The sequence below is a fragment of the Enterococcus sp. DIV1758 genome (assembly GCF_051711985.1).
GTDB lineage: Bacteria > Bacillota > Bacilli > Lactobacillales > Enterococcaceae > Enterococcus > Enterococcus faecalis.
The window spans coordinates 880,018-895,000 of the sequence record NZ_JBIOOA010000001.1 but is presented as its reverse complement, the minus strand read 5'-3'; the positions used below and the strand labels follow the sequence as shown (position 1 = coordinate 895,000).

Below are 14,983 nucleotides of genomic sequence, written 5' to 3'. Positions count from 1 at the left end.
AGTGCGTTTTACCGCACCTTCAACCTGGACATGGGTAGATCACATGGTTTCGGGTCTACGACTACATACTCATTCGCCCTATTCAGACTCGCTTTCGCTGCGGCTCCGTCTCTTCGACTTAACCTCGCATGCAATCGTAACTCGCCGGTTCATTCTACAAAAGGCACGCCATCACTCATTAACGAGCTTTGACTTGTTGTAGGCACACGGTTTCAGGATCTATTTCACTCCCCTTCCGGGGTGCTTTTCACCTTTCCCTCACGGTACTGGTTCACTATCGGTCACTAGGGAGTATTTAGCCTTGCGGGATGGTCCCCGCGGATTCCGACGGAATTTCTCGTGTTCCGCCGTACTCAGGATCCTCCTAGGTGTTGTCAGCATTTCGTCTACGGGGCTTTCACCCTCTTTAGCGGAATTTTCCAAATCCTTCAACTATACTAACAGACTACCATATTGGAGTCCTACAACCCCAACAAGCAAGCTTGTTGGTTTGGGCTCTTCCCGTTTCGCTCGCCGCTACTCAGGGAATCGAATTTTCTTTCTCTTCCTGCAGGTACTAAGATGTTTCAGTTCTCTGCGTCTACCTCTAATCAGCTATGTATTCACTGAAAAGTAATATCCTATAAAAGATATTGGGTTCCCCCATTCGGAAATCTCTGGATCATAGCTTACTTACAGCTCCCCAAAGCATATCGGTGTTAGTCCCGTCCTTCATCGGCTCCTAGTGCCAAGGCATCCACCGTGCGCCCTTATTCACTTAACCTTATCAACCTTACGGTTGGGTCTTGATCACTTCTTCTAGCGATAGAAGGTTAATCAATAAATAAGCAATTGAACTTATTAAAAAACTCATTCAACGCGGTGTTCTCGGTTTGTTTTGATTCTTTTTACTTCAATATCCAGTTTTCAATGAACGAATCTGATAGCAAAAGCTATCAATGGAGCCTAGCGGGATCGAACCGCTGACCTCCTGCGTGCAAAGCAGGCGCTCTCCCAGCTGAGCTAAGGCCCCGAACTTATTTGATTGAGAGTAGACCTCTCAAAACTGAACAAAGTAAAGACGAAATGTGTATTTCCGTAATATTCCTTAGAAAGGAGGTGATCCAGCCGCACCTTCCGATACGGCTACCTTGTTACGACTTCACCCCAATCATCTATCCCACCTTAGGCGGCTGGCTCCAAAAAGGTTACCTCACCGACTTCGGGTGTTACAAACTCTCGTGGTGTGACGGGCGGTGTGTACAAGGCCCGGGAACGTATTCACCGCGGCGTGCTGATCCGCGATTACTAGCGATTCCGGCTTCATGCAGGCGAGTTGCAGCCTGCAATCCGAACTGAGAGAAGCTTTAAGAGATTTGCATGACCTCGCGGTCTAGCGACTCGTTGTACTTCCCATTGTAGCACGTGTGTAGCCCAGGTCATAAGGGGCATGATGATTTGACGTCATCCCCACCTTCCTCCGGTTTGTCACCGGCAGTCTCGCTAGAGTGCCCAACTAAATGATGGCAACTAACAATAAGGGTTGCGCTCGTTGCGGGACTTAACCCAACATCTCACGACACGAGCTGACGACAACCATGCACCACCTGTCACTTTGTCCCCGAAGGGAAAGCTCTATCTCTAGAGTGGTCAAAGGATGTCAAGACCTGGTAAGGTTCTTCGCGTTGCTTCGAATTAAACCACATGCTCCACCGCTTGTGCGGGCCCCCGTCAATTCCTTTGAGTTTCAACCTTGCGGTCGTACTCCCCAGGCGGAGTGCTTAATGCGTTTGCTGCAGCACTGAAGGGCGGAAACCCTCCAACACTTAGCACTCATCGTTTACGGCGTGGACTACCAGGGTATCTAATCCTGTTTGCTCCCCACGCTTTCGAGCCTCAGCGTCAGTTACAGACCAGAGAGCCGCCTTCGCCACTGGTGTTCCTCCATATATCTACGCATTTCACCGCTACACATGGAATTCCACTCTCCTCTTCTGCACTCAAGTCTCCCAGTTTCCAATGACCCTCCCCGGTTGAGCCGGGGGCTTTCACATCAGACTTAAGAAACCGCCTGCGCTCGCTTTACGCCCAATAAATCCGGACAACGCTTGCCACCTACGTATTACCGCGGCTGCTGGCACGTAGTTAGCCGTGGCTTTCTGGTTAGATACCGTCAGGGGACGTTCAGTTACTAACGTCCTTGTTCTTCTCTAACAACAGAGTTTTACGATCCGAAAACCTTCTTCACTCACGCGGCGTTGCTCGGTCAGACTTTCGTCCATTGCCGAAGATTCCCTACTGCTGCCTCCCGTAGGAGTCTGGGCCGTGTCTCAGTCCCAGTGTGGCCGATCACCCTCTCAGGTCGGCTATGCATCGTGGCCTTGGTGAGCCGTTACCTCACCAACTAGCTAATGCACCGCGGGTCCATCCATCAGCGACACCCGAAAGCGCCTTTCACTCTTATGCCATGCGGCATAAACTGTTATGCGGTATTAGCACCTGTTTCCAAGTGTTATCCCCCTCTGATGGGTAGGTTACCCACGTGTTACTCACCCGTCCGCCACTCCTCTTTCCAATTGAGTGCAAGCACTCGGGAGGAAAGAAGCGTTCGACTTGCATGTATTAGGCACGCCGCCAGCGTTCGTCCTGAGCCAGGATCAAACTCTCATAATAAAAGTTAGAACAATCTTGCGATTGTTAAGCTCAATTTGTTTGCTAGCATATTGCTTGCTTGTTAAAAATGTTTGTTGTCTTGAATTGAATCAAGACGCCCTACACATTTGGTTCGTCTATTCTTTGTTCAGTTTTCAAAGGTCTACGTTACCTCGCAGCAACTTTTATATCATAACAAACTTTCGTTTGAATGTCAAGAACTTTTTTAAAAAAGTTTTTTTAAGTTGTTTTGCTTGGTTGTTGTTGTCTGTTGTGACAACTTCTATATCTTATCATTATCTCAGTTGTTTGTCAACAACTTTTTAAAACTTTTTTGTTATTTTATAACAAGTTTTTTTGATCAAATGATTGATTTAAAAGCAATCTCTTTAACGACTTTGTTATTCTAACATGTTATTTATCTTTTCGTCAAGAAAAATTTTCAACTTTTTAAAACTTTTTTCTTAACAAACTGTTTGTCAGAACAGATATTAATATACCAAGGATTTTTCTAAAACGCAACTATTATTTTGCAGAAAAATAACATTTTTTTCAATTTCGAACGATGAATATTTTCTGCAAAGAAAACATTCGTTTCTTTATCTTATAATCCCTTTTCTCTTACTGAAATGTTCGTTAATCATTCGTAAAAAAAAAGCGTGGGACAAAAATCACTTTGGATTTTTGCTCCACGCTCAAAAACTGATAAACGGCGGGAACAGAACCAACTCCTTCGGAAATAAGCCGAAATTCTCCAAAAATTAAAGAGCAATTTTCGGAAATTTCTTCTTATTTCTCGGAGCTAAACGGTTCTGTCCCGACCTCCTCTTCTTTTATTCCAGCGATTGGAATAAAAATTCTAAAGATCGTTCCTTGATGCAATACGCTTTCTGCATCAATACGTCCTTTATAGTTTTCGACTAATTGTTTTGCAATCGATAGACCTAAGCCATTACCACCTTTATTTCTTGCACGGGCTTTATCTACTCGGTAGAATCGATCAAATATTTTCTCCAAGTCTTCTTCAGTGATTCCTTCACCAAAATCTTGCACAGCTATTTCAAATTCATTCATCGTTCGAGAAATGGAAATATGCACTTCTTTTCGATCTGTTGAATATTTAATCGCATTATCTAATAGAATAATTAGCAATTGTTCAAAGTGATTACGATAGATTTTCAGTTCAACTTCGGTTGGTAAATCGTCATCTAATGTGATATGAAACTCAGGATAAACCAATTGGAAGTTATTAAATACTTGGTAGACTACTTGTTTAGCATCTGTTCGTTCATTTGCATATTGGGTGTCCACTTGTTCAGCGCGTGAAAGGTCAAGCATTTCTTGGACCAAACTCTTCATACGACTAATTTCTTGTAAACTGGCCTTTAATGATTCATCTAAAATTTCAGGATCGTCTTTCCCCCAACGATTTAAAAGGTTTAAATGGCCTTCCATAATCGCAACGGGCGTTCTTAATTCATGGGAAACATCTTCAACAAACTGCTCTTGTTGTTCGATGTAGCGTCTCATACGATCTAACATTTCATTAAAGATTTCCGAGATATCTGCTAACTCATCTCTCGTATTAATCTCCGGCATGTGGACATCTGATTGCGGGTCTTTGCGGATTGTATCCATCGTGTCTCTCAATACTTTTAATGGTTTTAAGAAATAAGAAGAGAGGATAAAGCCTAAGACACTACTTACAATCAGAGAAATCACTTCTAAAACTACAAGTGTTAATAATAAATGATTACGAATTTCATAAAAAGAAGAAAGTTCATAAAACGCTTGAATATAGCCAATCTTTTCTCGTGTTTCTTTTGAAAAAATAGGTTCCACGGAATAAAAACCGGTTTTATCAAAAACAGTTCGAACAACAGGTAATTGTCGATCCAATTGTAATAACTTATCATATTCATTTTGCGTTTTAAAAACTAGCTTTTGGTTTGTGTCATACACAGATAAATAAAGTTCTGGTTGTCCTAGTTCAGATATGAAACTGTCCATTTCCATAAACGAACCTTCTACTGCTGTATGCTTATTATAGTAGTTTTCATCTCTTTCACTCGGCGTTTTTAAATAGTCAAAAACGTCTGTTACCGTTAAATTTTCATTGGCATTAGCTAATCGATTTGTTACTTCTGCAATCGTTGCTTCGACATTTTCCTTTTCTTTGGCAACAATAAGACTGACAGAAGACTTATAGGTAATCACCGCAAAAATGGTAAAAACTACAAATATAAAGAAAGAACTTGCGAAAGCCCACTTTATAGTTAAAGATGGGCCTTCCAGTTCTTTTTTAATCGTTCTTTTCATTAATTAGTTCTCACGAACGCATAACGTAGCCAGTTCCACGGACAGTTTGGATGTAGCTTTCTTCTCCAGGTACGTCAATTTTATTTCGCAAGTAGCGGATATATACATCCACAACGTTTGTTTCTACTTCTGTTTCATAGCCCCAAACTTTATTTAGTAACACATCACGTGCCAAGACAACGTTCACGTTTTCCATTAGCGTTAATAGTAATTCGTATTCGCGTTTTGTTAATTCAATCATTTCAGAATTACGACGAACGACACGATTTTCTTTTTCAATTGTTAAGTCACGATATGTAATCGTTGTTTGTTTTGCAACGTTTTTATCGCCCTCAATATCAATACGACGAAGTAACGCACGTAAACGAGCTAACAATTCTTCAATTGCAAATGGTTTAACAATATAATCATCCGCTCCATGGTCTAAACCAGAAACACGGTCAATTACTGAATCACGCGCAGTCATCATAATAATTGGTGTATTTTTCACTTGGCGAACACGGCGACATACTTCTAATCCATTCAATTCTGGTAACATCAAATCAAGAAGGATAGCATCCCATTCGTTGTTAAGAGCGGCTTCCAATCCTGTACGACCATTGTAGTGTACTTCTGTCGTATACCCCTCATGTTTTAATTCAAGCTCAACGAATCTCGCTAAGTTCTTTTCATCTTCAATAATTAAAATGTTGCTCATTTGATTAATTGTCCTTTCTCTTTAAAAGCTATACTCAAGCTCAACCTTTTTATTCCTTACTACTTATTAGAGAATTACTACTCAATCTGTCTGGTTCTTTTTTAAGCCACAGTAAAACCATGAGCATGGTGAGCCACACTCATGGTCTCCAGCGTGTTTATTCTTCGTTGTACCAGCTATAATGGTAGATTCCTTCTTTGTCTGTGCGTTCGTACGTATGAGCACCGAAGTAATCACGTTGTGCTTGAATTAAATTCGCTGGTAAGCGATCTGAACGATAAGAATCGTAATAAGCAATTGCAGATGAGAATGTTGGTACAGGAACACCTGCTTGAACAGCAATCGCAACAACTTCACGAACGGCTTGTTGATATTTTTTCGTAATTTCTACGAAGTATTCATCTAACAACAAGTTTTCAAGTGCTGGATTTTTTTCATATGCATCGGTAATTTTTTGTAAGAATTGTGCACGGATAATGCAACCTGCTCGCCAGATTTTTGCAATTTCACCAAATGGTAAATCCCATCCGTATTCTTCAGAAGCTGCACGGAGTTGTGCAAAACCTTGCGCATAACTCATTAATTTACTAAAGTATAATGCTTCGCGAATTTTTTCAATCAATTCTTTTTTATCGCCTGCAAAGTTAAAGGCTGCAGGTTTTGATAAAATGCCACTTGCTTTTACGCGTTCTTCTTTGTAAGCCGAAATAAAACGTGCAAATACTGATTCTGTAATTAATGGTAATGGTACGCCAAGATCTAACGCACTTTGGCTTGTCCATTTACCTGTTCCTTTGTTGCCTGCTGCATCAAGAATAACATCAACGATTGGTTGGTCGGTTCCTTCATCATCTTTACGTGTCAAAATGTCAGCCGTGATCTCAATAAGGTAACTGTCTAATTCGCCTTCGTTCCATTCTTTGAAAATCTCTGCCATTTCATCAACAGATAAACCTAAGATTTGTTTCATTAAATCGTAGGATTCAGCAATTAATTGCATGTCCCCATATTCAATCCCATTATGAACCATTTTTACATAATGTCCAGCACCATTTGGGCCAATGTAAGTCACACATGGTTCACCGTCTTCTGCTTTAGCTGAAATTTTTTCAAGAATTGGCGCAACTAACTCATACGCTTCTTTTTGTCCGCCAGGCATGATAGATGGTCCTTTCAAGGCTCCTTCTTCTCCGCCAGAAACGCCAGTACCAATAAAGTTAATTCCTGAGTTTGCTAGTTCTTCATTACGTCGCATTGTGTCTTTGAAGAACGTATTACCGCCATCAATTAAGATATCGCCTTTATCAAGGTGTGGTAACAATTCTTGGATTGTCGCATCTGTTGCAGGTCCAGCTTTAACCATCAACATAATTCGACGAGGTTTTTCAATTGCATTCACAAATTCCTCAATTGAGTATGTTGCTTGAAAGTTTTTGTCAGGATGTTCTTCAACCACTTCTGTTGTTTTTGATCCTGTACGGTTATACAGCGCAACTGTATAGCCTCTGCTTTCAATGTTTAAAGCAAGATTTTTTCCCATGACAGCCATGCCGACTACGCCAAATTGTTGTTTTGTCATTTTATGACCTCCTATATTATAATCAACGAAAATTCTATGAGCATTCTCTTATAATCCTCACTATTATAACGCACTATCTTTCATATGAAAACAATATAGTGCCAATAAATTTCCAATTTCTTCATATTTTCTTAAAAAAATACAAATCCCCTAGGCTCCATGGTTAGCCTAGGGGATTCAACATTTCAAAAAATGTTTTTATGCTTATGCTTCTTTAGACATTACGTCTTTTCCATCGTAGTGACCACATGCTGGACATACGTGATGGCTTTTTTTCATTTCACCACAGTTTGAGCATGCATTTAAGCCTTTGATTGTTAATTTGTAGTGTGTGCGACGTTTTGCTTTTTTCGCTTTAGAAGTTCTTCTAGCTGGTACTGCCATTGTTGTTCCACCTCCTTGTAAAGATGCGTGTATTTACATACACAATATATTCCAACCTAGCTGTTATCTTCCTCTTCAGCATTATCGCTGAGTAATTCTGATAGTTTAGCCAGACGAGGATCCACTGTTTGTTCTGCTGCTTTCTGCTTACTTTCCAAATATGCTTCTTCTGAAATCACTTCCCAGTCATTGCCACTTGGCATTTCTTGACTGTTTTGTTCTTCTTCTGTAAGCACTTGAATTGGAATGGACAATAGAATGTTGTCTTCGACAGATTCATCTAAATCAATTGTTGGCTTGTCCAATAAAATAATCTCTTCAGCTGCAAATCGTTCATCTCTTGTATCCATTTGTTCTTTTGTCATAAAGACTTCATCGACCGTGATTTGCATTGGCAAAGCCACAGGTTCTAAAGAACGGGATGAAGGAACGGTTACAGTTACCTGAATAGTGTAATGAAGTAAATATTCTGATTTATTGACTGCTAATAAGCCTTCTACTTTGATTGGACTTACATCCAACAAGGTATCATCTCGTTGAAGAAGCTCTTCTTTAAGATGCAATGTTTCTGAAAACACTAGCGGCTCTTCTTTGTATTTATTTAATTCTAACAAAGACCACTTCATAATTATCACTCCTAAGCAACAAAAGCTATTATACAGGGGTATGAAAGCTTTGTCAATGAAATTTTCTTGACAGCCCTTTCTTATTTCCTGTTTTTCTTTCGTTTTTTTTATAATTGTTTTTCTGTTGAAGATAACTTAGCGCTTATTTAATTAAATAACAAAATTTTTGTGTGAAATAACATAAATAATTTAAAACTCAGACATAACTTTACTATTTGCGCCCAACTCTTTATTTACTGAATACGTGTTTTCTGAACATTTCGTACTACTGTCTTCCTTGTAAAAAAAGCTGAGACAAACTGACGAATCGGTTTGTCCCAGCTTTGCGTCCGAGTACATATTGCTTAAAATCAAATGATTGAATTAATTAGACTTAGATAGCTGTTGTTGCTCCGCGGTAAACAATACCACGACGAGGATCAACAGTAATCACTTCGTCATTATTAATTAATGATGTTGCATCTGCAGCACCTACGATAACTGGAATATTTTGTGCAATCGCTACAACAGCTGCATGAGAAGTTAAACCACCTTCTTCAACAACTAATGCTGATGCTTTTTCAATTGCAGGCATATATTCTTTATCTGTTGTTTTTGTAACTAAAATAGCTCCTTCAGTCGCTTTAGCAACTGCTTCTTCAGCAGTTCCTGCAACAACGGCTTTTGCAATAATTGCTTCTTCGCCGACACCTTGACCTTGAACTAATTTAGAACCGATCATTTGAATTTTCATTAAGTTTGTTGTGCCTTTTTCGCCAACTGGAACACCAGCAGTGATAATGATTAAATCACCTTCTGAAGCATAACCTTCTTCTTGTGATACTTTTGAAGCTAAATTAAACATTTCATCTGTGCTTGATGGTTTGTCAGCAACTGTTGCGTAAACACCCCATGATAATGATAAGCTACGTGCTTTTTGTTCTGAGAACGTAATTGCAACGATATGTGCTTTTGGACGGTATTTAGAGATCATACGTGCTGTATGGCCTGATTCTGTTGCCGCAACGATTGTTTGGATACCCAAGTTACGTGCTGTATGGCCAACAGATTGTCCGATTGCTTCAGTCATATCTGTTTTGCTATATAATTTCAATGCGAATGAATCTTGGTTAACTAATGTTTCTTCTGTACGAACTGCAATACGAGCCATTGTTTGAACAGCTTCTAATGGGTAATCCCCTGCTGCAGTTTCGCCTGATAACATTACTGCATCTGTTCCATCGTAGATTGCGTTTGCTACGTCATTTGCTTCCGCACGTGTTGGACGTGGGTTACGTTGCATTGAATCTAACATTTGTGTTGCAGTGATAACTGGTTTACCTAAAGCATTACATTTTTTAATTAAAGCTTTTTGGACAACTGGAACATCTTCTGTTGGAATTTCAACACCCATGTCACCACGAGCAACCATTAAACCATCAGAAACTTTTAAGATTTCATCGATATTATCGATACCTTCTTGGTTTTCGATTTTAGGAATGATTTGGATGTGTGTTGCGTTTTCTTCTTCTAAAATTTTAGTGATTTCTAAAACGTCAGAAGCACGACGAACGAAGCTAGCTGCAATAAAGTCAATTCCTTGACCAATTCCGAAACGGATATCGTTAGCATCTTTTTCAGTGATCCCTGGTAAGTTTACAGAAACGCCTGGTACGTTAACGCCTTTTTTGTTTTTCAAGACGCCTTCGTTTTTAACAACTGTTACGATTTCGTTTGCATCACGGTCGATATCAGTTACTTCTAAATCGATTAAACCATCATCTAAAAGAATGTGTGAACCTACGTTTACATCATTGATTAATTCTGGATAAGTGATTGAGAATTTTTCATTTGTTCCTAAAACTTCTGTCATAGAAATACGTACTGAATCACCAATTTTCATTGTGATTGCGCCATTTTCCATGTCATTTGTGCGGATTTCAGGACCTTTTGTATCTAGTAAGATCGCTACGCGTTTCCCTGTAATTTTTACAGCTTCACGAATGTTTTTAATACGAGCACCATGCTCTTCGTAGTCACCATGTGAAAAGTTCAAACGGCAAACATTCATACCTGCATTAATTAAGTTTACTAGCATATCAACGGATTCACTAGCTGGTCCAATCGTACATACGATTTTCGTTTTTTTCATTACTAAAACGCTCCTATTCCAAATTTGTTTATACAAAGCTAATAAGATTAGCTAATATACAAGATTAAAAAGAAATTTCATGATTTAACTCATAAAGAGATAAATCTGGTTTGTGTTTATTGTTTTCTAACGTGTCAATAATATCAGCTGCAACTACTTGGTTATCTAACATACCGATACATAAACCGCCTTTACCTTCTTTTAGAAGTTCAACAGCATATGACCCAAATTTACTTGCTAATACACGGTCACGAGCACTTGGCGAGCCCCCACGAACCACGTGTCCTAAAATTGATACACGCGTATGGAAATCACCGTATTCAGAAAGTTTATCAGCAAATTCATTTCCGCCCATTACGCCTTCTGCTAAAATGATTAAGCAATGTTTTTTCCCGCGGTCGCGGCCTTCTTGAATGCGTTTGGCAACGTTTTTCATATCAAAATCATGTTCAGGAATAATGATTTCATCTGCTCCGCCTGCCACGCCTGACCACAATGCGATATCACCAGCGTTACGTCCCATTACTTCGATAACGAATGTACGAACATGAGAAGTTGCTGTATCACGAATTCGGTCAATTGATTCCAAAACAGTGTTAATCGCTGTATCAAAACCGATTGTGAAATCTGTTCCAGGAATATCATTATCAATCGTTCCAGGAATTCCAACAGCGGGGAAACCACGTTTTGTCAAAGCCATTGCGCCATGATAAGAACCGTCTCCACCAATAACAACTAAGCCTTCAATACCGAATTTTTTCAATTGTTCGATTCCTTTTAATTGCCCTTCTTCAGTAGCAAATTCAGGATAACGAGCAGAATACAAGAATGTTCCACCACGTTGAATCTTATCGCCAACGTCAGCAACATCTAAACGACGGATGTCGCCTGCGACTAAACCGGCAAATCCATAGTTAATACCGTAAACTTCGATTCCATCAAAAATACTTTTGCGTACGACTGCACGAATTGCAGCGTTCATTCCAGGGGCATCTCCCCCGCTGGTTAAAATACCAATGCGTTTCATTCGCTATTTCACCTCATATAATATACTTTCAACTGCCAAAAGAAACCTTTTCGCAAAAATTGATATACAAAAATATTACGTCATTCATTTTACCATTAAAGAACCAAAATGTCTTGAGTTAAGAAGAAAAAAATGAAAAAAGTTGAAAACAACTAGTATTTTTTACCGTAAATCATTTGAAAATGACGTTTTGCTCACCTAAAACGTAAGCTAATTGTCGCTGACTAGCGCTTGTATGAGCGACCCAATTTTCTTCATTTAATACTATTTTCTTTCCTGTTTTTTCAAAATAGACAATCACTGGAATGTGTCCAGCGTGACGACTGAGTACCTCTTTCATTTTCTGAAAAACGTCCGTTTGTTCGACATCTTTTGTAATTCTGATAAAACACGTTTCGTCACTAATTGATGTTTCTACTTGTTGCGCTTTTTCTATTCGTTGAACCAATATTTGCAATTCTTGATTGTACGTACTGCGTTCCACTTTTCCTTCCACATAATAAACTTGCCCTTTCTCGACACTCTGTCTTAACTGGCGAAAAACAGTTGGGAACAACGTTAGTGAAATACTTCCTGTTGTATCATCCCCATCAACAAAGGCCATTTGTTCTCCCTTTTTGGTCCGAATCGTCCGAATGTTTTTGACATAAATCAATAATTTCGTGGGCTGATTTTCAACAAGTTCATGAACAAGTTGCGTTTGCTTGGCTAAGCGTGTTTTTTTGAACTCTTCTGTCGGATGTCCTGATAAATAGACCCCTAAATATTGTTCTTCTTGTTCTAGTCGCTCTTCTAACGGATAATCGGCAATTTCTTCTTCCTTGGGCTTCAACGTTTCTAACAAATCCATACTACCACCGCTGAGAAGAATACTTTGGATATTACTCTCTAAACCTACCGCTAATTGACGGCGATTGGGTGCAATTTCGTCAAATGCACCGATGGCAATCAATGGTTCGATATTTTCAACTTTCAACCACTTACGATCAATTCGCAAAAGAAACTCATCGAACGTTTTGTACGGTCCATTTTCTCGGCGTTCATTTAAAATATTTTGAATGAAGTCTCGGCGGATTCCTTTTAAAGAACTAAAACCAAATAAAATTTGCTGTTGCTGATTTAGGTAAAAGCTGTAGTGACTTTGGTTAATTGACGGCTGCAAAATCGTCTGCTTGTTTTTTCTAGCTTCGCCAATATATTCTTTAATTTTTGTTGGATTATGACGAACAGAATGCAACAATGCGACATAAAAAGCACTCGGATAATGAACCTTCAAGTAAGCCATTTGAAAACCAATAAAGGAATAGGCAAATGCATGCGAGCGGTTAAAGCCATAATTAGCAAAGCGCTCAATATAATCGTACACTTGGTTAGCTGTTTCTTGGGGATAGCCTTGTTGTAACGCACCATTAACAAAATGATTCCGTTCTTCATCTAGCACATCTTTTTTCTTTTTACTAATGGCCCGACGTAAAATGTCAGCTTGCCCTAAAGAGAAGCCTGCCATTTTCGCAGCAACTTGCATAATCTGCTCTTGGTAAACAATAATTCCGTACGTATTTTCTAAAATGGGGGCGAGACTAGGCTCTGGATAACTAATTTGTTCCAAGCCTTTTTTCCGGCGGATGAAAACATCAATATTTTGCATCGGACCAGGACGATACAAGGCATTGACAGCAGCAATATCTTCAATGCTAGTTGGTCCTAATTTTCTTAATACATTCCGAATTCCAGCAGATTCAAACTGGAAAACACCACTTGTTTCCCCTTTTCTAAATAAAGCCAGCGTTGTTTCGTCATCTAATGGAATCTGATTTAAACGAATGGTTTGATTATAGACGCGTTTAACAGCTGTGAGGGTATCATCAATGATGGATAAATTTCTTAAGCCCAAGAAATCCATTTTCAGAAGACCAATTTTTTCAACATCATTCATAGTAAATTGGGTCAATAAAATTTCATTCGATCCTGGTTGTAACGGAACCAAATTCAAAAGATTTTCATCACTAATTACCACACCTGCTGCGTGCGTAGAAACATGGCGAGGCAATCCTTCTAGCTGAACAGCTGTTTTATAGAGCAATTGATTATTTGGCGAAAAATTGACCAATTCTTGCATCCGTTTCGACTCTTGGTACGCTTCTTCTAACGTAATTTTCAGCTTGTTTGGGACAGCTGCCGACCAACGATTCGCTTCACTCTGGGACAACCCGAAAACACGTGCAACGTCCCGTAAAACCATTTTCGCAGCCATCGTACCAAACGTGGCAATTTGCGCCATGTGATAATGACCATATTTTTGACTGACATAAGCTAAAACTTCCTCCCGCCGATTATCAGGAATATCTAAATCAATATCGGGCATCGTGTAGCGTTCTGGATTCAAAAAACGTTCAAAAAGCAAATCATATTTGATTGGATCTACATCTGTAATTGATAACACATAGGACACTAAAGAGCCCGCAGCTGAACCTCGGCCAGCGCCTGTAACAATTTGATTGTTATGACAGAAGTCCATCACATCCCAAACGATTAAAAAGTAATCATCAAAGCCCATATTGTGAATGATGGTTAACTCTTTTTCTAATCGTTTTTGGTAAACTTCATTTAGATGAGGCACTCTTTCTGGTAATTTTTCTAAACACAATGTGCGTAAATAAGAACCAGCCGTTTGATTATCAGGCACAGGAAAATGCGGTAATAATTTTTGATGTAAAGGAATGTCAACTCGGCAATTTTCAGCTAGCTGAATCGTATTCTGGACCACTTCTGCACCAGCTATTTGAAGCATTTGTTCCATCGTCGTCTCTGCTTCACGCAAGTAATTCAGACCTTCTATTTCCGGTGTTTGGCTTGTAATATTCAATTGATTATTTTCTTTGATGCTCTCAAGAACAGTTACGGCAAAGCCTTCTTCCCTTGTTAAATGACGTACCTCTTGCAAAGCCACGCCAGGTAATTGTTCTCTTTGGTAAAAAGAAAAGAGCGCTGGATTGCGTTGTTGATTCATTGAAAAAGAATGTTCAACAAATAACGACTGGGGATCAAAATATGAAGCAAGTTGTTGGAAAGCGTGAACCGCTTGTTGTTCATCTTCAAAAAATGTTTGGGCGACTTCTCCTTTAGCTGACAAAGTCACGGCAAATAAATCACTTAATAAGGATTGATGTTCTGCTAAGTAAAAGGGACCCTCTGTCGTCATTTTGCTGCTAGATAGTTGCATTAATTGCTGATACCCTTTTAAATTTTTAGCAAATAAAAGCAATTCGGAATGCCCTTCTTTTTCTGCTGGGGTATATTCTAATCTTAAACCGATAATTGGTTGAATTCCCGCTTCTTGGCATGCTTCATAAAATTCAACCGCCCCATGCAAGACATTGATATCGGTAATCGCTAATGTTTGATAACCTAACGCTTTCGCTTGTTTTACATAGGAACGAATCCTAACCGTACTAGATAAAAGCGAATAGGAAGTAACGGTATGTAATTGTGGAAATGACATTGGACAGCTCCTTTTTGAATCCTTGCTATTTTTTGCCTCTTCTCTTATTTTCCTATCGCGGATTCTTTACTTTTAAAGAAAATATGC

The 14,983-nt window shown here is 39.3% G+C and carries 8 protein-coding genes, 1 tRNA gene and 2 rRNA genes (1 of these 11 cut by a window edge); all 11 read right to left on the bottom strand.

The genetic code is table 11. The annotated features are described in order from the left end of the window. Positions 1-763, bottom strand: a 23S ribosomal RNA gene (locus tag IGJ52_RS04460); it reaches 2,150 nt to the left of the window's first position. A gap of 176 nt (positions 764-939) precedes the next feature. Further along, positions 940-1,012: transfer RNA gene (locus tag IGJ52_RS04455), tRNA-Ala, on the bottom strand. 79 nt (positions 1,013-1,091) lie between these two features. After that, a 16S ribosomal RNA gene (locus IGJ52_RS04450) occupies positions 1,092-2,652 on the bottom strand. Together the 16S and 23S rRNA genes with 1 tRNA gene alongside form the textbook arrangement of a ribosomal RNA operon. A gap of 768 nt (positions 2,653-3,420) precedes the next feature. Beyond that, positions 3,421-4,950: a HAMP domain-containing sensor histidine kinase gene (locus IGJ52_RS04445; protein ID WP_002416339.1), complete on the bottom strand. Its 1,530-nt coding sequence runs from the start codon at positions 4,948-4,950 to the stop codon at positions 3,421-3,423. Positions 4,951-4,960: 10 nt separating this feature from the next. Then, positions 4,961-5,647, bottom strand: coding sequence for a response regulator transcription factor (locus IGJ52_RS04440; protein ID WP_002355954.1), 687 nt, complete (start codon positions 5,645-5,647; stop codon positions 4,961-4,963). 157 nt (positions 5,648-5,804) lie between these two features. Further along, positions 5,805-7,226 (bottom strand): NADP-dependent phosphogluconate dehydrogenase, encoded by a 1,422-nt coding sequence (gndA, locus tag IGJ52_RS04435; protein ID WP_002355953.1) that lies wholly within the window; start codon positions 7,224-7,226, stop codon positions 5,805-5,807. A gap of 204 nt (positions 7,227-7,430) precedes the next feature. Then, positions 7,431-7,610 carry a 50S ribosomal protein L32 gene (gene rpmF, locus IGJ52_RS04430; protein WP_002355952.1) on the bottom strand — a complete coding sequence of 60 codons (180 nt, stop codon included), beginning with the start codon at positions 7,608-7,610 and terminating at the stop codon, positions 7,431-7,433. Positions 7,611-7,666: 56 nt separating this feature from the next. After that, a complete protein-coding gene (locus IGJ52_RS04425; RefSeq protein ID WP_002363429.1) occupies positions 7,667-8,236 on the bottom strand; it encodes a YceD family protein in 570 nt (189 codons plus the stop codon). A 373-nt stretch (positions 8,237-8,609) separates the two neighbouring features. Continuing rightward, entirely contained in the window at positions 8,610-10,367 is a 1,758-nt protein-coding gene (pyk, locus tag IGJ52_RS04420) for a pyruvate kinase (RefSeq protein WP_002355949.1), read from the bottom strand. 64 nt (positions 10,368-10,431) lie between these two features. Further along, on the bottom strand, positions 10,432-11,394 hold the full coding sequence (pfkA, locus tag IGJ52_RS04415; RefSeq protein ID WP_002355947.1) for a 6-phosphofructokinase: 963 nt from the start codon (positions 11,392-11,394) through the stop codon (positions 10,432-10,434). 172 nt (positions 11,395-11,566) lie between these two features. Continuing rightward, a complete protein-coding gene (dnaE, locus tag IGJ52_RS04410) occupies positions 11,567-14,896 on the bottom strand; it encodes a DNA polymerase III subunit alpha (protein ID WP_289870126.1) in 3,330 nt (1,109 codons plus the stop codon). Positions 14,897-14,983: the final 87 nt, after the last annotated feature.

Bases quoted from the DNA above. Each gene is read 5' to 3' on its own strand.
- IGJ52_RS04445 (WP_002416339.1), bottom strand. From the start codon at position 4,950: ATGAAAAGAACGATTAAAAAAGAACTGGAAGGCCCATCTTTAACTATA.
- IGJ52_RS04440 (WP_002355954.1), bottom strand. From the start codon at position 5,647: ATGAGCAACATTTTAATTATTGAAGATGAAAAGAACTTAGCGAGATTC.
- gndA (WP_002355953.1), bottom strand. From the start codon at position 7,226: ATGACAAAACAACAATTTGGCGTAGTCGGCATGGCTGTCATGGGAAAA.
- rpmF (WP_002355952.1), bottom strand. From the start codon at position 7,610: ATGGCAGTACCAGCTAGAAGAACTTCTAAAGCGAAAAAAGCAAAACGT.
- IGJ52_RS04425 (WP_002363429.1), bottom strand. From the start codon at position 8,236: ATGAAGTGGTCTTTGTTAGAATTAAATAAATACAAAGAAGAGCCGCTA.
- pyk (WP_002355949.1), bottom strand. From the start codon at position 10,367: ATGAAAAAAACGAAAATCGTATGTACGATTGGACCAGCTAGTGAATCC.
- pfkA (WP_002355947.1), bottom strand. From the start codon at position 11,394: ATGAAACGCATTGGTATTTTAACCAGCGGGGGAGATGCCCCTGGAATG.
- dnaE (WP_289870126.1), bottom strand. From the start codon at position 14,896: ATGTCATTTCCACAATTACATACCGTTACTTCCTATTCGCTTTTATCT.